Below are 18,123 nucleotides of genomic sequence, written 5' to 3' on the forward strand. Positions count from 1 at the left end.
GTCGACCCGCCCGACGGCCGGCCGATTCCCACCGTTCACCCCAGGGTGGCCGGGAATCCTGCCGAGCCTACTGCACCCACCGCTCCCGCACGTCGGACCGGCCCCGCGCCCGCCTCCGGACGACGACGGCACCGGTCCCCGCCGTCCGGGAGCGGGCGGCGGGTACCGGTGCCACGATGCCGTCGTCGCCGGTCGATGCCGGCGTGCGGCTCACACCTCGAGGAGTTCGTTCTCCTTGTGCTTGACCAGGTCGTCCACGGCGGCGGCGAAGCGCTGGGTCAGGTCGTCGAGTTCCTTCTCGGCGCGCCGGCCCTCGTCCTCGCCGACCTCGCCGTCCTTGACGAGCCGGTCCAGCTCCTCCTTGCCCTTGCGGCGGATGTTGCGGATGGCCACCTTGGCCTCCTCACCCTTGTGCCGGGCAACCTTGATCATTTCCCGGCGGCGTTCCTCGGTCATCTGCGGGAGCAGGATGCGCAGCTGGTTGCCCTCGTTGTTCGGGTTCACGCCGAGGTCGGAGTCGCGGATCGCCTTCTCCATGGCGTTGATCTGCGAGTTGTCGTACGGCTTGATGATCACCATGCGCGGCTCCGGAACCCCGATGGAGGCCATCTGGGGCAGCGGCGTGGGGCTGCCGTAGTAGTCGATGCTGATCTTCGAGAACATTGCGGCGTTGGCGCGACCGGTGCGGATCGCGCCGAACTCCTCCTTGGCGTGCTCGATGGCACGCTCCATCTTTTCCTCGGCCTCGAGGAGGGTGTCGTCGATCACCGGTCTCCTCGCCTCCTTCTGTGCTCGTCGTGGGCTTGTCGTCTCGGAGGGACCGCTGAGGTCGGGTCGTGCGACCGCTCAGGCGGTGATCAGGGTGCCGATCTTGTCGCCACCCACGGCCCGGATGATGGTGTCGTCGCCCTGCGCACCGAAGACCAGCATCGGCAGGCCGTTCTCCATGCACAGGCTGAACGCGGCGGCGTCGGCGACCCGAAGGTTACGCCGCAGCACCTCGGAGAAGGTGATCGAGTCGAACTTGCTCGCGGTCGGGTCGACCCGCGGATCGGCGGTGTAGACGCCGTCCACGCCGTTCTTGCTCATCAGCACCACGTCGGCGCGGATCTCCAGGGCCCGCTGGGCGGCCACCGTGTCGGTGGAGAAGTACGGCATGCCGGCGCCCGCGCCGAAGATCACCACGCGCCCCTTCTCCAGGTGCCGGATGGCGCGCAGCGGGATGTACGGCTCGGCGACCTGGGCCATCGTGATCGCGCTCTGCACGCGCGTCTCGATGCCCTCCTTCTCCAGGAAGTCCTGCAGAGCGAGGCAGTTCATCACGGTGCCGAGCATGCCCATGTAGTCCGCCCGGGCCCGGTCCATGCCACGCTTCTGCAGCTCGGCGCCCCGGAAGAAGTTGCCGCCGCCGACCACCACCGACACCTGCACGCCGCGGCGCACGACGGTGGCGATCTGTCGGGCGATGGCCTGCACGACGTCCGGGTCCACGCCGATCGCGCCCCCGCCGAACACCTCGCCGGAGAGCTTCAGCACCACCCGGCGGGCCCGGCCGGGGGGCGGCGCCGTCGGATCGTCCGCCGCCAGACTCCGGTCATCCACAACCTGCGTCATCCACCCCGTCCTTCCCCATGCGTACGCCCCGTACGCCCGTACCCGCGAAACTGCCGTAGCCGACCCTATGTGACGAGGAGGCCGCGGTGCCTGTCACGTACACCGGCGGCCTCCTCGTCGACGTTCCCTGCCCGTGGGCGCGCCAGGCGCCCCGGGGCGGCTCAGGCCTGGCCGACCTCGAACCGCACGAAGCCGGTGACCTCGATGCCGGCCTCGGCCAGCAGCTGCTTCACCGTCTTCTTGTTGTCGGCGACCGACGCCTGCTCGAGCAGGACGTAGTCCTTGAAGAACGCGTTCACCCGGCCCTCGACGATCTTCGGCAGGGCAGCCTCGGGCTTGTTCTCCTCGCGGGCGGTCTGCTCGGCGATGCGCCGCTCGGACTCGACGACGTCGGCCGGCACCTCGTCACGGGTGAGGTACTTCGGCCGCATCGCGGCGATCTGCATCGCGACGCCACGGGCGTCCGAGTCGGACGCCTCGTCGCCGGCCTTACCGGCGTACTGCACCAGCACGCCGACCGCCGGGGGCAGGTCCTGGCTCTTGCGGTGCAGGTAGACGGCGGTGGTGCCGTCGAGCTTGGCGAACCGGTTGAGGACGAGCTTCTCGCCGATCTTGGCGGACTGCTCCTGCACCACGTCGGCGACGGTCTTGCCGTCCAGCTCGGTGGCGAGCAGCTCCTCGGCGGTGCCGACGCCGCTGCGCTCGCCGTGCTCGACCAGCCGCTGGGCCAGCTCGATGAAGGCGTCGGTCTTGGCGACGAAGTCCGTCTCGCAGTTGAGCTCGAGCAGCGCCTGGCCGGAGTGGGCGATCAGACCGTTGGCGGCCGTACGGCCGGCCCGCTTGCCGACGTCCTTGGCGCCCTTGACGCGCAGGATCTCGACGGCCTTGTCGAAGTCGCCCTCGGCCTCGGTCAACGCCTTCTTGCAGTCCATCATGCCGGCGCCGGTGAGGTCGCGGAGCTTCTTGACGTCCGCGGCGGTGAAGTTGGACATGGCTCTCTCTTCGGTATTGAGACTGCGGGTGGTTGGTCCTGTTTCCGTTACCCGGGTCCGGGCGCGGGCCCGGCGTACCCGCCGCTCCCCGCCGTCCGACAGAACGAACGGCGGGGAAGCGGCGACGCGGTCACTCCGCGGCGGCGACCGCCGGCTGCTCGGTCGGCTGGGCCGGCTCGGTGGACTGAGCCTGCTCGGCCGGCTGGGCGGGCTGGGCCTGCTCGGTCGGCTGGGCGGGCTGGGCCTGCTCGGTCGACTGGGCGGGCTCGTCGGCCTTCTTCGGCTCCTCGAGCAGCTCGCGCTCCCACTCGGCCAGCGGCTCGTCCGAGGCCACGCCCGGCTCCGGCTTCTCGTCGGTGCCCCGACGACGGCCGGAACGGGCGATCAGGCCGTCGGCGACGGCGGCGGCCACGACCCGGGTCAGCAGCTCGGCCGAGCGGATCGCGTCGTCGTTGCCCGGGATCGGGAAGTCGACCTCGTCGGGGTCGCAGTTGGTGTCGAGCACCGCGATCACCGGGATGCCCAGCTTGCGGGCCTCGTCGACGGCGATGTGCTCCTTCTTGGTGTCGACCACCCAGATCGCGGCCGGGAGCTTCTGCATGTCCCGCAGACCGCCGAGGGTACGGGTCAGCTTGATCTTCTCGCGGGAGAGCTGCAGGGTCTCCTTCTTGGTGTAGCCGGCGGCGGTGCCGCTCAGGTCACCCAGGGCCTCCAGCTCCTTCATCCGCTGCAGCCGCTTGTAGACCGTCTGGAAGTTGGTCAGCATGCCACCGAGCCAGCGGTGGTTGACGTACGGCTGGCCGACCCGGGTCGCCTGCTCGGCGATGGCCTCCTGGGCCTGCTTCTTGGTGCCGACGAAGAGGATGCTGCCACCCTCGGCGACGGTCCCGCGCACGAACTCGAAGGCCTTCTCGATGTAGTCGAGGGTCTGGCGCAGGTCGATGATGTAGATACCGTTGCGCTCGGTGAAGATGAAGCGCTTCATCTTCGGGTTCCAGCGCCGGGTCTGGTGCCCGAAGTGGACACCGCTCTCCAGCAGCTGACGCATGGTCACGACGGCCATGGTGGGGTACTCCTCGTGGTCCCTGGTTGTCCCGCCCGGCCAGGCGGCCGGGCGTCCTGGCGCCCGGTCGGCGGCCATGGCGGGCCCGACCAAGATCGGGACCAGGGAGACCGTCGCCCCACGACGACTCGTGGAGAGGGCGCGCGAGGTCGACCGCGCGAGGCGGTCGCCAGTCGACCAGTGTACGCCCCTCCCCCGCCGCCGACGCCGCGGGTGCGAGAAGGGGCCGAATCCCCCATTTCGGGCGCCCGCCTCCGCTCATCCCCGGCCACCGAGCGGGCACGCCCGGTACGCTCGGCCAGCGCCACGTCGGCGAGAGCCCGCCGCGTCCGCGAGAGCCCGCGCCGCGTCCGCGAGAGCCCGCCCTGCCGCGGGCCGGCCCGCGGCAGGGCGGAGGGCGGAGGGCTCAGCCGACCGCGAGGGCGGCCGCCAGGAAGAGCACCAGGCCGACGGTCAGGTAGGCCGTCGGCGGACGCAGCCAGCCCCGGCTCCCCTCCGCCAGCGAGAGCCCGCCGGTGCGCAGCCCGTAGAGGCCGATCGCGAAGATCGGCAGGCCGCACACCAGGAAGATCCCCACCACGACGTCGGCCGCCGGGACCGGGTCGCCGGTCACGCCGCTCAGCAGCACCCGGAACGCCGGCACCTCGAAGACCAGCACCAACAGGGTGAAGAGCGCGGCCAGCGCCGGCCGTCGGGTGCGGTACACCCCGTCGCCGCCGGGCCCGCCCGGGTGCGGGACGACCACCGACGGGTACGCCGGCAGCTCGCCGGGCGGAAGGTCGGCGCGGGGCGCGATCGGCGGCATCGGCCCGGTCGGCACGTCCAGCGGGTGCGGCATCCCCGCCGCCCGGGCGGGCTCGACGACCGGTGCCGGCGCCGGGTCGGCGGCGGCCTCGGCCGGCCGGTTGGGTCCGACGATCGGATAACCGCCCAGCGGGGCCGGGCGGGCCGGCTCCGTCGACCGCTCGACGGGACCCGCGCCGGCCAGGGCGTCGGCCGCCGACGTCGACACCGCGTCGCGGGCCTCCCTCGACTCCCGGGCGGCACGCCGGCCGGGGCGGTCGGCGGGCAGCTCCCCGGAGACGTCCGGGTCGGCCTCGGCCCGTCGCGAGCGGCTCGTCCGGTATCCCTCGGTCTCCGCCCGGCTCTCCCCGTACGACGGGGCAGCGCCGAAACGCCCCGGGTCGCCCTCGCCGTACCTCGCCGACTCCGACTCGGCGCCGGCGAAGCGGCCGGAGGTCTCGGCGCCGGCGAAGCGGGCGGGGTCCTCGGGGCTGGCGAAGCGGCCGGGGTCGGAGGCGGTGACCGCGAAGCGGCCGGAGTCCTCCGGGCTGGCGAAGCGACCCCGCTCGACGTCCCCGGCGCCGAGGCCGCCGGAGCCGGGCTCGACCGCGCCGAAGCGCCCCGAGTCCGGCTCGACCGCGCGGAAGCGCCCCGAGTCCGGCTCCGTCGACGCGCCGAAGCGTCCCCGTTCACCGCGCGGGATCGCCGCGAGCTCGCCGTAGCGGTCGTCCTCCGCGGGACGGCGCTGCTCGGGGGTGTTCAGGTCGCCGTCCCGGTACCGGGCCTCGGCCGGGCCGCGCCACTCCGCCTCCCCGTAGCCGCGCTCCCGGTCGCGGTCGCGGTCCCGGTCGGCGTGCCAGCGCGACTCCTGATCTTCGCCAAAGTTCCGTCGTCCGTCCACGCCGGCACCGTATGCGACCGACTCGGCGGACGCCATTCGCCCCCGGCGGCGACCACGCCCCGGTCGCCCGGGTCACCGCGATCGCACGAGGGGTGACGGTGCGGCACCGCCCGGGTACGCCGCCGGCGATCCGCCTAACACGGTCCGGGCATGATCGTCCGCCCGTCCACAGTGGCTCCGCCGTCCACAGGACGGCGGGGCCGGGACGGCGAGACGCCGTCCCGGTCGGGCACCGTGCCGGACATGACGAAACGGAACCAGGCGGTCGGCGCGTACGGCGAGCGCTGCGCGGTCCGGCACCTGATCGGGGCGGGCCTGCGCCCCGTCGCCCGGAACTGGCGCTGCCGGGCGGGAGAGATCGACATCATCGCCTGGGACGGGCCGGTGCTCGCCTTCTGCGAGGTGAAGACCCGCCGCACGGACGGCTTCGGTCCCCCGGCCGAGGCGGTCGTGCCCACCAAGGCCCGTCGGTTGCGCGGCCTCGCCGCCCGATGGCTCGCCGACACCGGCACCACCGCCGACGAGGTGCGCTTCGACGTCATCTCGGTACTCCTCACCGGCGCCGGCCCCGCCCGGGTCGAGCACCTCAAGGGCGCGTTCTGAGATGGGTCGGCGCGACGGGGCGCGGTCCCGCGCCGAGGGCTCGGCGGTGACGCCGTGAGCTACGCCAAGGTGCTCTGCGTGGGCCTGGTCGGCGTCACCGGGCACCTGGTGGAGGTGGAGGCCGACCTGGCCGCGGGCCTGCCGGCGGTGGTCATCTCGGGGCTGCCCGACACCGCCCTGCACGAGGCGCGGGACCGGGTCCGCGCGGCCGTGGTCAACTCCGGTCAGCGGTGGCCCAACCGGCGGATCACCCTCAACCTGCTCCCGGCCGACCTGCCCAAGTTCGGCTCCGCGTTCGATCTGGCGATCGCGGCGGCCCTGCTCGGCGGCTCCGGGGAGCTGCCGCTGCTGCCGCTGGAACACGTCGTGGTGCTGGGCGAGCTGGGCCTCGACGGCACCGTCCGGCCGGTGCGCGGCGTGCTGCCGATGGTCGCCGCGGCCGCCCGGGCCGGCGTCGGCAAGGTCATCGTCCCGGCGGGCAACGCCGCCGAGGCGGCGGTCGTCCCCGGGGTCCGCGTCCGGGCGGTCGACACGCTGCACCGGCTGGTCAGCTTCGTTCGCGACGGCTCCCCCCTGATCGAACCGGAGTCGGACGACCCACCGCCGGGCGGCGGCGGGCCCGACCTGGCCGACGTCGCCGGGCAGGGGCTGGGCCGCAGGGCGCTGGAGGTGGCCGCGGCCGGCGGGCACCATCTGGCGCTGGTCGGGCCGCCGGGTGCCGGCAAGACCATGCTCGCCGAACGCCTCCCGTCGATCCTGCCGGAGCTGGACGACGAGGCCGCGCTGGAGGTCACCGCACTGCACTCGATCGCCGGGCTGCTTGCGCCGGGCGGCCGGCTGCTGCGCCGCCCGCCGTTCCAGGCACCGCACCACACGGCGACGGTGCCGTCGCTGGTCGGCGGGGGTTCGGGGCTGGCCCGTCCCGGCGCGATCTCCCTCGCCCACCGGGGAGTGCTCTTCCTCGACGAGGCGCCCGAGTTCAGCAGGGGCGCGCTGGAGGCGCTGCGCCAGCCGCTGGAGAACGGCCGGGTCCGGTTGGTCCGTAGCGGAGGCGGCGCCGAGTACCCGGCCCGTACGCAACTGGTGCTGGCGGCCAATCCGTGCCCGTGCGCCCGGCCGGCCGGGGACGCGTACTGCGAGTGCCCGCCGCAGGCCCGCCGGCGCTACCTCAGTCGGCTCTCCGGGCCGTTGCTGGACCGGATCGACGTGCAGGTGAAGCTGCCGCCCCTCCGGGCCGCCGAGCTGATGGAGACCACCGTCGAGAGCGAGGCCTCCGTCACCGTCGCCGCGCGGGTGGCGGCGGCCCGCCGGGCGGCGTCCGCGCGCTGGACGGCGCTCGGCCTCCGGCTCAACGCCGAGATACCCGGCCCTCACCTGCGCCGCCCACCCTGGCGGCTGCCCGGGCCGGACACCGCCGAGCTGCGGGCCCGGCTCGACTCGGGGTCGCTGTCGGCCCGCGGCTTCGACCGCACCATCCGGCTCGCCTGGACGATCGCGGACCTGGACGGTCGGGACCGCCCGGACCGGGAGGACGTCCGGGAGGCCATCCAACTGAGGACGGGGGATGCGACGTGAGCACCGACGAGGAGACACTGGCCCGGGTGGCGCTGACCTGGCTCACCGAGCCGGGCACCCGCTCGGTGCACCGGCTGGTCGACCGGCTCGGCCCGGTGGCGGCGCTCGACCTGCTGCTCGACGGGGGCGCGCCGGAGGAGACGCTGCGCAACACCGTCGCGGCCCGTCGCGCGGCCGGCGACGCCAGGGCCGTGGCGGCGGAGGCGCTGGTCCGCTCGGACCGGCTCGGCGCCCGGATCGTCGTCCCCGGCGACGACGAGTGGCCCGTCCGGGTCGAGGACCTGCGCCGGCTCCGGCTGCCCGACGCCTACCGACGCGTCGACGTCGAGACCGCTCCTCCGCTCTGCTTCTGGGTGCGCGGCTCCTGGCCGCTCGGGGAGGCGTTCGACCGCTCCGTCGCGGTCGTCGGTGCCCGGGCGGCCACCGGGTACGGCACCCACGTCGCCACGGAACTCGGCTACGGGCTGGCCGACCGGGGCTGGACCGTCGTCTCGGGCGGCGCCTTCGGCATCGACGCCGCCGCCCACCGGGGCGCGCTCAACGCCGGCGGCGTCACCGTGGCCGTGCTCGCCTGCGGCGTGGACCGCCCGTACCCGATGGGGAACGCGGCGCTGTTCGACCGGATCGCCGACACCGGGCTGCTGGTCAGCGAGTGGATGCCCGGGGCGGATCCGCTTCGACCCCGGTTCCTCATCCGCAACCGGGTGATCGCTGCGGGCACCGTCGGCACCGTGCTGGTGGAGGCCGCCGCGCGCAGCGGCGCCACGCAGACCACCCATCGGGCGCTCGCCCTGCGCAGGCCCGGCATGGTGGTGCCCGGCCCCGTCACCTCGGCGATGTCCGTCGGCGCCCACGAGACGCTGCGGGAGCACCCACACGCCCGGCTCGTCACCGGGGTAGCGCAGGTGCTGGAGGAGGTCGGGCGGATCGGCGACCTTGCGCCCGTGCCCCGCGGCCCGCAGCGGCCGGCCGACCTGCTCGACGACGACGCCCGGGCCGTCGTCGAGGCGATGCCGCGCCGGGGCGCGGTCGGCGCGGACGTCCTCGCCGCGCGCGCCGGCGTGCCTGTCCGTACCGCGTTGCGCAAGCTGTCGATGCTGGAGGAGTTGGCCCTGGTGACCCGTCGCGACGACGGGTACGCCCTCACGCCGTCGGCCACCGCGAGCGCGCCCGCCCCGCGCCCGGCGCCCCCGGGTGCACCATGAACCCGGTCAGTCGCCCTCGAAGCGGATCTCCATCTCACGGTCCTGTCGGCAGCGCCGAGCCAACCGGTCCAGCCGGCGCACGTGTGTCATCTCCGGCGTCGACCGGGCCACCTCGGCGAGGCAGCGCAGCTCGGCGAGGAGCTGCGGCGCCTGGCCGGCCGACACCACCAGCTCCCCGACCGGGTCCACCCGGTCGAGTAGCGGGGTGCGCCCGGTGCCGCGGACCCGGCCGACGAGACCCAGCAGGACCTCGTCGGGATCGGGCAGCACCTCGGCCGGCACCACCCGGCGCCCGCCGGAGCCCGACGCCACCGCCCGGTAGAGGACGACGTCAACCCCCATGCCCGGTCCCCCTTCGTCGAGCCCGGTCCGTCGCCGAGCGAGCACGACCGGAGCCGACCCCCGCCGGTACCACCAGTCTGCTCGCCACGGTGGCCGCAAGCCATCACCCGCGCACATGCCGGAACAACGCACACCTGCACCAGCGATCCGGGGCCCGGGCGGGCGTCGTCGTCGCCTACGGCCGACGCCCGGGACACACCGCCCGCGGGTCGCCACCGTCCCGGCCGGCCGGCAGACCCCGGTAGGCCCGCCGACGCCACCGGTCGCCCCTGGGCCGGTCGCCCCTCGGCCGGTCGTCCAGAGGCCCGGCGGCCCGCCGGTGGCCCTGGGCCGGTCGCCCACGAGCCCGGCGGCCCGCCGGTGCCACCGGTCGGCCGTAGGCTGGTGCCGTGCGGCCCGAGGACCCGCCGTCCGCCGCCGCCGAGACCGCGAGCCGCCCGGTCCGCTCGTCGGCCGCCCGGTGGCAGGGGTTCGGGGAGCCGCACGCGACCGTGGTGGGGAGCGAGGGAGTCGCGATGAGTCGGGAGTCGAACGGCACCCGCTCGACCCATGCGGCGCTCCCGTCGGAGATGCGCGAGGCGGTGGACGACTTCGCCGGCCACCTGGCCGGAGTGCGCAACCGGTCGGCACACACGGTTCGCGCGTACGTCGGCGACGTGGTGTCGCTCTTGGATCATGCCCACCGGATGGGCTGCGCCGAACTGGCGGAGCTGGACCTCACCGTGCTGCGCAGTTGGCTGGCGAAGCAGCGGACGATGGGTGCCGCACGGACGTCGCTCGCCCGGCGGGCGGCTTCGGCGCGGACGTTCAGCGCGTGGGCGCACCGCTGCGGCCTGCTCCCCGCCGACGTGGCCGGCGCCCTCTCCAGCCCACGCGCCCACCGCGACCTGCCGACCGTGCTCCGCGCCGACCAGGCGGCGGCCCTGGTGGAGGCGCCGGGCCGGCACGCCCCGGACGAGGCCCCGCCACCGGTCGAGGGCGACGCCCGACCGACCGCACCGACCGGGGCCGCCCCGCGAACCGACCCACCCGTCGAGGCCGCCTCCCCACCCGGCGAGGACGGTGCCCGACGGGCCGCACCGGCCGGGGCCACGCCCAGGTCACCCACGGAGGACGATTCCCGAGCGAACTCCCCGGGAGCGCCGGAGCAGCCTCCCCAGGCGCCGGACGAGGCCGCCGCGGTGCTGCTGCGGGACCGCGCGCTGCTGGAGCTGCTATACGGCACGGGGGTGCGGATCAGCGAGGCATGCGGCCTCGACGTCGCCGACGTCGACCACGCGCGACGGGTCGTACGCGTGCTCGGCAAGGGCGGCCGGGAACGCGCCGTGCCGTACGGGGTGCCGGCGCAGCGGGCACTCGACGAGTGGCTACGCCACGGGCGACCGGTGCTGGCCGCCCCGCACTCGCGTGAGGCGCTGCTGCTCGGCGCGCGCGGCGGACGGCTCAACCCGACGACGGCCCGACGGATCGTCGGCGGATACGCCGAGGCCGCCGGCCTGCCCCCGATCAGCCCGCACGGGCTGCGGCACTCGGCGGCGACCCACCTGCTGGAGGGCGGCGCGGACCTGCGGGCGGTGCAGGAACTACTCGGGCACTCCTCCCTGGCCAGCACCCAGATCTACACGCACGTCTCGGTGGAGCGCCTCCGCGCCGCCTACCGCCAGGCCCACCCGCGCGCCTGACCCCGCCGCCGGCCGCCGCCCGGGCGATCCCCGGCCGCCGCCCGGGCGATCCCCGGCCGCCGCCCGGGCGATCTCCGGCTGTCACAACTCCCCCCGGAGCCGGCCGGGAGCGAACGCCCGGCCGGAAGCACACCGCCTCCGGACCACCGGGCCGGGAACGCACCGCCCCCGGACCCACCCGGGCGAGAACGCACCGGCCCCCGGACCACCCGGCCCGGAACGCACCGCCCCGGACCACCCGGCCGTCGGCCCCGACACCGACGCCCTGCGTTCAGCCCCGGCGCGGCGACGAGCCCGGACCGTCCGCGCCCGAGCCCCGGAGCACGACCTGCGGCTGCCGCCCGAGTTCCAGGCACATTCGCACGTCGTCGTAGCGCTCGTCGCCCACCTCGACGACGTTCGGCAGCCGACCCCACTCGCGGAAGCCGAGGCGCTCGTAGAGCTCGACGGCGCCGTGGTCGTTGCCGCGTACGGCCAGCGCGAGGGTCTCGATTCCGGCTTTGCGGGCGTCATCGACCAGCGCGCCGGTGACGAGCCGGCCGATTCCGTGGCCACGGGCGGCGGGATGCGCACTGACCTTCTCCAGATCGGCGTAGTGCGTGAAGACCGGCTTGGGGCCGCGCCGCCACATCCCGGTGCCCACCACCCGGGCGTCGAGCACGGCGAGGACCAGCGCGGCGTCGCCCGCCTCGACCAGGCCGAGCGCCGTGTCCAGCCAGGCGTCGGTTTCGGCGCGGCCCGGCGGGGGCGCGTACCCGGTCGCGCCACCCCGCTCGGCCACCGCGTGCAGCACCCGGTGCACGTCGGCGCGCAGTTGCCGGTCGGCGGCGGTGGGCCAGCGCAGTTCGACGTCCATGACCAGCGATTCTCCGGGATCGAGCACGATCGGACGGCGCGACACCCGGCGACGGCGCGCCCCAGGGCCCCCGTCACGGGGAGGGCCCGCCGGTCCGTACCCGTCGCGACGGGTACGGGGCATCGACCGGTCGCTACGATCATGGGGTGAGCGTCCCGCAGCCGCCAGAGCCGATCGCGGCAGCCCGCCTGCTCTTCTCACTCGACCCGGCGGTCAGCCACCTGAACCACGGCTCGTTCGGCGCGGTACCGATCGTCGTGCAGCGCGCCCAGCAACGGCTGCGCGACGAGATGGAGTCCAATCCGCTGCGCTTCTTCACGCAGGGCCTGGTCGACCGGATCACCCACACCCGCCGCCACCTGGCCGGCTTCCTGGGCGCCGACCCGGACGGCACCGCCCTGGTCCCGAACGCCACCACCGGCGTGGCGGTGGTGCTCCAGTCACTCGGCCTGCGCCCCGGCGAGGAGGTGCTCACCACCGACCACGGCTACGGCGCGGTGGGCCTCTCCATCGCCCGGGAGTGCCGGCGCACCGGGGCGGTCACCCGGGCACTGCCGGTCCCGTTGGCGGCCACCGACGAGGACGTGGTCCAGCTCGTCCGCGCCGGGCTGCGCCCCGGCCGGACCCGGCTGCTGGTCGTGGACCAGCTCACCTCCGCCACCGCCCGGCTCCTCCCCGTCGCCGCGATCGTCGGCGTGGCCCGGGAACTCGGCATCCCCGTCCTCGTGGACGCCGCGCACGCCCCGGGCATGCTCCCGACGACCGTGGCTTCCATCGGCGCCGACTTCTGGGTGGGCAACCTGCACAAGTGGGCGTACGCGCCACGCGGCACCGCCGTGCTGGTGGTCGCCCCGCCATGGCGGGAGCGGATCGAGCCGCTCGTCGTCTCCTGGGAGCAGGAGTCCGGGTTCCCCGGCCGGGTCGAGTGGGCGGCGACACAGGACTACACCGGCTGGCTGGCCTCGCCGGTGGGTCTGTACACGCTGCGCGGCCTCGGCACCGACCGGGTACGCGGACACAACGCCGCGCTGGTGGCGTACGGCCAGCGGGTGCTGGGGGACGCGCTCGGGGTGGCCCCCGTCGACCTGCCCGACCCCGGCGGGCCCGGGGTCGCCATGCGGATCGTCCCGCTGCCGCCGGGCGTGGCGACCAGCCTCGACGCCGCGCGGGCGCTACGGCAACGGATCGCCGAGCGGCTCGCCGCCGAGGTCGCGGTCATGGCCTGGGACGGGCGGGGCTGGCTGCGGCTCTGCGCCCAGGTCTACAACACCCCCGACGAGTACGAGCGGCTCTCGGTGCGGCTGCCCCCGCTGCTGGCGCAGCGCTGAGACGCCGGGCAGGGCACCTTTCCCGGCTCCCGACCCGGCGCCGCGCTTCCCGGAGTCGCCGAGGGGCGGGCGAACCACCTCGGGCGCTCGGCAGGGCGATCGGCTCCAGGTCGACGCCGTCGGGCGGCAGCAGCCGCACCGGCCCGAGGCCGAGCAGCGCCAACGGGTCCAGGTAGGCCGCGCCGCGCCGCAGCCCCCAGTGCAGGCAGGCGGGACGGGGGCAGCCCGGGTGCCCCGCGAGCAGGGCCCCCAACGGTGCGCCCGCGGCCAGTCGGTCGCCGGGGCGGACCGCCGGCGACACCGGCTCGTGGGTGCTCCGCAGGCCGTCGGCGTGCCCGACGGTGACGACCGGACGGCCGGCGACCGTGCCGGCGAAGAGCACCGTGCCGGCCCCGGCGGCACGCACGGTCGCGCCCGGTGCGGCGGCCAGGTCGACCCCGCGGTGGCCGGGCAGCCACGGCCGCGGCGGCGGATCGAAGCGGCGCACCAGCAGCGGAACGCCGTCGAGCGGCCACCGGAACCGCGCCACCCCGGCCGCCGCCGGCTGACCGGCACCGCGCGACGCGGTCCCGGCCGGCACACTCCCGGCCGGCACACTCCCGGTTGGCGCGGCGCCGAACCGCGCGAGCCCGGGCGAAGCGACCCCGGGCGACGCCACCGCGACGAGCGGCCGCGTCGCCGCCGACACCGGTCGGGGGACGGGAGCAGCGGGCCCGAGAGCGAGCAGGGCGGCGCAGAGCGCGGCGGCGGTACGGGCGGCAGGACGCATGGGCGCAGCCTGCTCGGCGCGGGTACGCCGCCGCCACCCCCGCCACCCTCGCCTGTGGACGAAGGCTCTCCTGTGGACGGGCGCCCGCGGGGCCCGCCGGTCTGCTGTGCGCGCCGACGGACACCGGGGACCCCGGTGGCCACTACGCTGCGACGGGTGACGCGGGACTGGTACGCCTGGCACGGGGACTACGACGAGGCGGGTTCAGCGCTGTCCCGCCGGCTCGCGGAGGTGCGGCTGCGGGTCCGCGAGGCGCTCGACGCGGCCCCGCCCGGTCCCCTGCGTGCTGTCAGCCTCTGCGCCGGCCAGGGGCGCGACCTCATCCCCGAGCTGGCGGCCCACCCCCGCCGCGACGACGTGACGGCCCGGTTGGTGGAGTGGGATCCGCGCAACGCGGAGGTGGCCCGGAGGGCCGCCCGCGCGGCGGGCCTGGCCGCCGTGGAGGTGGTGACCGGCGACGCGGCGCGCACCGACGCGTACGCCGATCTGGTTCCGGCCGAGGTGGTGCTGGTCTGCGGGGTGTTCGGCAACATCAGCGAGGCGGACGTCCGCGCCACGGTGCGGCACTGCGCGGCGCTCTGCGCGACCGGCGGCACCGTGCTCTGGACCCGGCACCGGCGCGACCCCGACCTGGTGCCGGCGATCCGGGGCTGGTTCGCGGAGGAGGGCTTCGCCGAGGTCGCGGTCAGCAGCCCGGCCGACGGCGTCGGCGTGGGGGCACACCGCTTCCTGGGCGTTCCGCGCCCCCTGCCACCCGGGGCGACGATGTTCACGTTCGTCGACTGAGGGCGACGGGGCGTGCGCGAGGGACCGGCACGTCGGGGCGCGCGGGACCCGGCTCGACGGCGGCAGGTCCGGCCCGAGGGGGAGGCCCTAGGCTGGAGCGGACGTACGGCGGAGCCGCCGCCGCGCCCGGGGAGGCCAGGATGACCACGGTGGACGACGTCAGCGGGCCCTCGCGACTGGCCGCGCCGGACGAGGGGATCACCGCCGAGGAGCTGCGGCTCGCCGCCCGCAACCACGGCATCCCGCTGGAGGCGCTGCGCTACGACGTGACCCCGGCCGGCCTGCACTACCTGCTCATCCACTACGACATCCCGGACCTCGACGCGGCCACCCACGCGCTGAGCGTGTCCGGCGCGGTGCGGCGGCCGCTGGCCTTCGACCTCGCCGCGCTGCGCGAACGGCCCCGGGTCACCCGACGGGTGACGATGGAGTGCGCGGGCAACGGGCGGGCCCTGCTGCACCCGCGGCCGGTCAGCCAGCCGTGGCTGGTCGAGGCCGTCGGCAACGCGGAGTGGACCGGCACCCCGCTGGCGCCGCTGCTGCGCGAGGCGGGGATCGCCGCCGACGCCGTGGACGTGGTGTTCACCGGCGCCGACCACGGCGTGGAACGCGGCGTCGAGCAGGACTACCAGCGGGCGCTGCCGATCGCCGACGCGCTGCGCGAGGAGCTGCTGCTGGCGTACGAGATGAACGGCGCCCCGCTGCTGCCGCAGCACGGCGCCCCGCTGCGGCTGATCGTGCCGGGCTGGTACGGCATGGCACACGTCAAGTGGCTGCGCTCGATCGACGTACGCACGGAGGCGTTCGACGGCTACCAGAACGCGGTGGCCTACCGGCTGCGGCAGGACGCGGACGACCCCGGGGTGCCGGTGACCCGGATCGAGCCACGGGCGCTGGTCCGGCCGCCCGGCTTCCCCGACTTCATGACCCGCACCCGCGTACTGCACCCCGGACCGTGCACGCTGGACGGTCGCGCCTGGTCCGGCCACGCCCCGGTCGTCTCCGTGGAGATGACCACCGACGGCGGGGCCAGTTGGCTACCGGCCATCCTGGACGAGCCGACCGGTGGCGAGTTCGCCTGGCGCCGCTGGCGCCACGAGTGGACGGCGCAGCCGGGGCGGTACGTCCTCGGCGCCCGCGCCACCGACGCCTCCGGCCGCACCCAGCCCGTCGAGCAGCCGTGGAACCGGGGCGGCTTCGCCAACAACCTCGTGCAGCGGGTCGACGTCGTGGTGCTGCCCGACTGAGGCGGGCGGCCGGGCGGCGGCGTGGTCGCGATGGGGGGCGCGACGGAGGCCGGACGGCCGGTGCGCGGCGGAGCGGTGGGTCAGCCGCCGAAGCCCGAGTCGGCGGGCAGCGAGATGTCGGGCTTCTCCAACTCCTCGACGTTGACATCCTTGAAGGTCATCACCCGGACGTTCTTCACGAACCGCGCCGGACGGTACATGTCCCACACCCAGGCGTCGTGCATCTCGACCTCGAAGTAGACCTCGCCGTCGGAGTTGCGCACGTGCAGGTCGACCTGGTTGGCCAGGTAGAAGCGACGTTCCGTCTCCACCACGTAAGAGAACTGGCGGACAATGTCGCGGTACTCCCGGTAGAGCTGCAGCTCCATCTCGGTCTCGTACTTCTCGAGATCTTCCGCGCTCATCGCACTCCGCCTTCCATGACCACATCTTCCCCCACCGACGCCGGAGGCTGAGGCTGCACGCCCAACGCCACGCCGACGGTACCCCCTGGCGGGCAGGAGCGCTCCATCGGCTCGTCCCGCCTCGCCTCCGACGGCCGACGCGCCCGGGGTGGCGCACCGTCGCGGCCGGACACCGTCGCCACGTTGACATACGAGAACCGGTGCTCCCGGCACGGCCCCCGCTCCCGCAGCGCCGCGCTGTGTTCCGCCGTGATGTAACCCTTGTGCTCGGCGAACCCGTAGCCCGGGAACGCCCCGTCCAGCTCGACCATGATCCGGTCCCGGGTGACCTTGGCGAGCACGCTCGCCGCCGCGACGCAGGCGGCGACCCGGTCGCCCTTCCACACCGCCAGCCCCGGCACGTCGAGGCCGTCCACCCCGAAGCCGTCGGTCAGCACGTAGTCGGGGCGGGTCGTCAGCGACGCCAGCGCGCGCCGCATCGCGGCCAGGTTGCACACGTGCAGGCCCCGCTCGTCGACCTCCTCGGCCGGGATGACCACCACCGCGTACGCCAGGGCGCGGGCCACCACCTCGTCGTGGATCCGCTCCCGGGTGGCGGGGGTGAGCAGCTTGGAGTCGGCCAGCCCGTCGATCTCGCCGCGGCGCCCCTCCGGGAGGATCGCGGCGGCGGCGACCAGCGGGCCGGCGCAGGCGCCCCGACCCGCCTCGTCGGCCCCGGCGACGTGCCGGAAGCCGCGCCGCTGCAACGCGCGCTCCAGCGCGTAGAGCCCGCCCTCGCGGCGCACCACGGTGCGCGGTGGGGTCAGCACGCCGCGCCCTCCCCGGCCACCGGCACGGCCGACGCGGCCAGCGCCCGGGCCAGCACCGCCGGCAGCTCCGGCGGGTAGTAGCGCTCCCCCGTGCCGGCCAGTTCGTCCGGCGCCCACCACCGGTGCTCGGCGACGCTGGCCCGCTCGATCGCGCTGAAGCCGCCGGTGTCGACCTCGTGGCTCGTGACCCGCACCAGGAAGAACTCCTGCTCCTGCCGGTACCAGACGCCGTCGAAGGGGAACCGCGTCACGTCGCGGTGCACCGGCGCGCCGAACGCCGCGACCGGCAGCCGCAACCCGGTCTCCTCGGCCAGCTCGCGCGCGGCGCACTCGGCGTAGGTCTCCCCCGCGTCCAGGCCGCCGCCGGGGGTGAACCACCAGCGGCCGTGCTCGGGGCGGGCCGGGTCGGAGCCGCTGAAGAGCAGCAGCCGGCCCGCCGCGTCGACGAGCAGGACGCGCGCCGCACGCCGGGGGGTGTAGACGGTCACCGCACCAGACTGCCAGACGCCGCCGACAACGCCCACGCCCGGCGGCCCCTACGGCGCGGGGATGCCCTCGTACTGCTCCGGAACGCTCAGCCAGGTGGCCCGGCCGAAGGGCCAGAAGACGGTGAAGGCCCGGCCGACGACCTCGCCCTCGGGAATGGTGGCGGCGGTGATGTCCTGCCCGGTCTGCTGCCAGTGCTCCAGCGAGTCGCCCGACGCCTCGCGGTGGTCGCCCATCACCCAGAGCCGACCCTTCGGGACGGTGATGTCGAACTCCTCGGCGGTCTTGTCCCCGGGGTAGATGTAGGGCTCGTCGAGCGACTTGCCGTTGATCACCAGCCGCTCCTGCGGGTCGCAGCAGACCACGTGGTCGCCCCCCACGCCGATGACCCGCTTGATGAAGTCCTCGCCGTCGGGATTGCTGCTCCACTGCAGGGGCGCCTTGAAGACGATCACCTCGCCGCGGCGCGGGGACCGGAAGTCGTAGACCAACTTGTTGACCAGCACCCGATCGTCGATCTGGAGCGTGTTCTCCATCGACGGCGAGGGGATGAAGAAGGTCTGCAGCACGAAGGCCCGCACCAGCACCGCGACCAGGATCGCCACACCCAGGAGGATGGGCAGCTCCTTCCAGAAGGAACTGCGCGGCTTGTCGGTCTGCTCGTCAATCACGGCAAGA

At 75.2% G+C, this 18,123-nt stretch carries 18 protein-coding genes and 1 pseudogene; 7 read left to right on the forward strand and 12 right to left on the reverse strand.

The genetic code is table 11. The features are described from left to right. Nucleotides 1–210 precede the first annotated feature (210 nt). From frr to V6V16_RS14435, 5 genes are all read right to left on the reverse strand, one after another. Complete coding sequence (gene frr / locus V6V16_RS14415) at nt 211–768, reverse strand: ribosome recycling factor (protein WP_334562527.1); 558 nt, start codon at nt 766–768, stop codon at nt 211–213. Between the two features lie 78 nt (nt 769–846). Further along, nucleotides 847–1,614 (reverse strand): UMP kinase, encoded by a 768-nt coding sequence (gene pyrH / locus V6V16_RS14420; protein ID WP_334562528.1) that lies wholly within the window; start codon nt 1,612–1,614, stop codon nt 847–849. Nucleotides 1,615–1,775: 161 nt separating this feature from the next. Then, a complete protein-coding gene (tsf, locus tag V6V16_RS14425; RefSeq protein WP_334562529.1) occupies nt 1,776–2,606 on the reverse strand; it encodes a translation elongation factor Ts in 831 nt (276 codons plus the stop codon). Between the two features lie 130 nt (nt 2,607–2,736). Then, nucleotides 2,737–3,669 (reverse strand): 30S ribosomal protein S2, encoded by a 933-nt coding sequence (gene rpsB / locus V6V16_RS14430; RefSeq protein WP_334562530.1) that lies wholly within the window; start codon nt 3,667–3,669, stop codon nt 2,737–2,739. 406 nt (nt 3,670–4,075) lie between these two features. Continuing rightward, the gene (locus tag V6V16_RS14435) at nt 4,076–5,353 is read right to left on the reverse strand and encodes a hypothetical protein (RefSeq protein WP_334562531.1); all 1,278 of its coding nucleotides are present in this window, start codon (nt 5,351–5,353) and stop codon (nt 4,076–4,078) included. A 243-nt stretch (nt 5,354–5,596) separates the two neighbouring features. On the opposite strand from V6V16_RS14435, the gene V6V16_RS14440 reads away from it, so the two are divergent. The 3 genes from V6V16_RS14440 to V6V16_RS14450 are packed head-to-tail and all read left to right on the forward strand — an operon-like array spanning nt 5,597 to nt 8,736. After that, nucleotides 5,597–5,956 (forward strand): YraN family protein, encoded by a 360-nt coding sequence (locus V6V16_RS14440; RefSeq protein WP_334562532.1) that lies wholly within the window; start codon nt 5,597–5,599, stop codon nt 5,954–5,956. Between the two features lie 54 nt (nt 5,957–6,010). Then, on the forward strand, nt 6,011–7,531 hold the full coding sequence (locus tag V6V16_RS14445) for a YifB family Mg chelatase-like AAA ATPase (protein ID WP_334562533.1): 1,521 nt from the start codon (nt 6,011–6,013) through the stop codon (nt 7,529–7,531). After that, nucleotides 7,441–8,736, forward strand: a complete 1,296-nt coding sequence (locus V6V16_RS14450; protein WP_442934087.1) for a DNA-processing protein DprA — start codon at nt 7,441–7,443, stop codon at nt 8,734–8,736. The genes V6V16_RS14445 and V6V16_RS14450 overlap by 91 nt, the downstream gene beginning before the upstream one ends. 6 nt (nt 8,737–8,742) lie before the next feature. Here the strand turns inward: V6V16_RS14450 and V6V16_RS14455 are convergent, their stop codons facing one another. Further along, entirely contained in the window at nt 8,743–9,078 is a 336-nt protein-coding gene (locus tag V6V16_RS14455) for a hypothetical protein (RefSeq protein ID WP_334562535.1), read from the reverse strand. A 515-nt stretch (nt 9,079–9,593) separates the two neighbouring features. Between V6V16_RS14455 and V6V16_RS14460 the strand changes: the two genes are divergently transcribed. Next, nucleotides 9,594–10,760, forward strand: a complete 1,167-nt coding sequence (locus tag V6V16_RS14460) for a tyrosine recombinase XerC (RefSeq protein WP_334562559.1) — start codon at nt 9,594–9,596, stop codon at nt 10,758–10,760. A gap of 271 nt (nt 10,761–11,031) precedes the next feature. On the opposite strand, the gene V6V16_RS14465 is transcribed toward V6V16_RS14460, so the two are convergent. Continuing rightward, on the reverse strand, nt 11,032–11,616 hold the full coding sequence (locus V6V16_RS14465; protein ID WP_334562536.1) for a GNAT family N-acetyltransferase: 585 nt from the start codon (nt 11,614–11,616) through the stop codon (nt 11,032–11,034). A 146-nt stretch (nt 11,617–11,762) separates the two neighbouring features. Between V6V16_RS14465 and V6V16_RS14470 the strand changes: the two genes are divergently transcribed. Then, nucleotides 11,763–12,944 (forward strand): aminotransferase class V-fold PLP-dependent enzyme, encoded by a 1,182-nt coding sequence (locus V6V16_RS14470; protein ID WP_334562537.1) that lies wholly within the window; start codon nt 11,763–11,765, stop codon nt 12,942–12,944. A gap of 115 nt (nt 12,945–13,059) precedes the next feature. On the opposite strand, the pseudogene V6V16_RS14475 reads toward V6V16_RS14470, so the two are convergent. Beyond that, nucleotides 13,060–13,713 (reverse strand): annotated as a pseudogene (locus tag V6V16_RS14475) (murein hydrolase activator EnvC family protein); the annotation flags it as partial. A 156-nt stretch (nt 13,714–13,869) separates the two neighbouring features. Here V6V16_RS14475 and V6V16_RS14480 point away from each other — a divergent pair. Continuing rightward, on the forward strand, nt 13,870–14,499 hold the full coding sequence (locus tag V6V16_RS14480; protein WP_334562538.1) for an SAM-dependent methyltransferase: 630 nt from the start codon (nt 13,870–13,872) through the stop codon (nt 14,497–14,499). Nucleotides 14,500–14,639: 140 nt separating this feature from the next. Next, a complete protein-coding gene (locus V6V16_RS14485; protein WP_334562539.1) occupies nt 14,640–15,746 on the forward strand; it encodes a sulfite oxidase in 1,107 nt (368 codons plus the stop codon). Nucleotides 15,747–15,826: 80 nt separating this feature from the next. On the opposite strand, the gene V6V16_RS14490 is transcribed toward V6V16_RS14485, so the two are convergent. From V6V16_RS14490 to lepB, 4 genes are read right to left on the reverse strand one after another with little or no spacing between them, the layout of a single operon-like run. After that, the gene (locus V6V16_RS14490) at nt 15,827–16,150 is read right to left on the reverse strand and encodes a DUF2469 domain-containing protein (RefSeq protein WP_007075222.1); all 324 of its coding nucleotides are present in this window, start codon (nt 16,148–16,150) and stop codon (nt 15,827–15,829) included. Further along, nucleotides 16,147–16,959, reverse strand: coding sequence for a ribonuclease HII (locus tag V6V16_RS14495; protein ID WP_334562540.1), 813 nt, complete (start codon nt 16,957–16,959; stop codon nt 16,147–16,149). The genes V6V16_RS14490 and V6V16_RS14495 overlap by 4 nt, the downstream gene beginning before the upstream one ends. Then, nucleotides 16,953–17,447 carry an NUDIX hydrolase gene (locus tag V6V16_RS14500; RefSeq protein ID WP_334562541.1) on the reverse strand — a complete coding sequence of 165 codons (495 nt, stop codon included), beginning with the start codon at nt 17,445–17,447 and terminating at the stop codon, nt 16,953–16,955. The genes V6V16_RS14495 and V6V16_RS14500 overlap by 7 nt, the downstream gene beginning before the upstream one ends. A 48-nt stretch (nt 17,448–17,495) precedes the next feature. Then, a complete protein-coding gene (gene lepB, locus V6V16_RS14505; RefSeq protein WP_334562542.1) occupies nt 17,496–18,116 on the reverse strand; it encodes a signal peptidase I in 621 nt (206 codons plus the stop codon). Nucleotides 18,117–18,123 lie beyond the last annotated feature (7 nt).

It is taken from the genome of Micromonospora sp. CPCC 205561, from assembly GCF_036906775.1.
Taxonomy (GTDB): Bacteria; Actinomycetota; Actinomycetes; order Mycobacteriales; family Micromonosporaceae; genus Micromonospora.

What these genes read in the sequence shown, in the direction of transcription:
- pyrH (WP_334562528.1), bottom strand. Translation starts at nt 1,614, where the DNA reads ATGACGCAGGTTGTGGATGACCGGAGTCTGGCGGCGGACGATCCGACG.
- tsf (WP_334562529.1), bottom strand. Translation starts at nt 2,606, where the DNA reads ATGTCCAACTTCACCGCCGCGGACGTCAAGAAGCTCCGCGACCTCACC.
- rpsB (WP_334562530.1), bottom strand. Translation starts at nt 3,669, where the DNA reads ATGGCCGTCGTGACCATGCGTCAGCTGCTGGAGAGCGGTGTCCACTTC.
- V6V16_RS14440 (WP_334562532.1), top strand. Translation starts at nt 5,597, where the DNA reads ATGACGAAACGGAACCAGGCGGTCGGCGCGTACGGCGAGCGCTGCGCG.
- V6V16_RS14455 (WP_334562535.1), bottom strand. Translation starts at nt 9,078, where the DNA reads ATGGGGGTTGACGTCGTCCTCTACCGGGCGGTGGCGTCGGGCTCCGGC.
- V6V16_RS14460 (WP_334562559.1), top strand. Translation starts at nt 9,594, where the DNA reads ATGAGTCGGGAGTCGAACGGCACCCGCTCGACCCATGCGGCGCTCCCG.
- V6V16_RS14465 (WP_334562536.1), bottom strand. Translation starts at nt 11,616, where the DNA reads ATGGACGTCGAACTGCGCTGGCCCACCGCCGCCGACCGGCAACTGCGC.
- V6V16_RS14485 (WP_334562539.1), top strand. Translation starts at nt 14,640, where the DNA reads ATGACCACGGTGGACGACGTCAGCGGGCCCTCGCGACTGGCCGCGCCG.
- V6V16_RS14490 (WP_007075222.1), bottom strand. Translation starts at nt 16,150, where the DNA reads ATGAGCGCGGAAGATCTCGAGAAGTACGAGACCGAGATGGAGCTGCAG.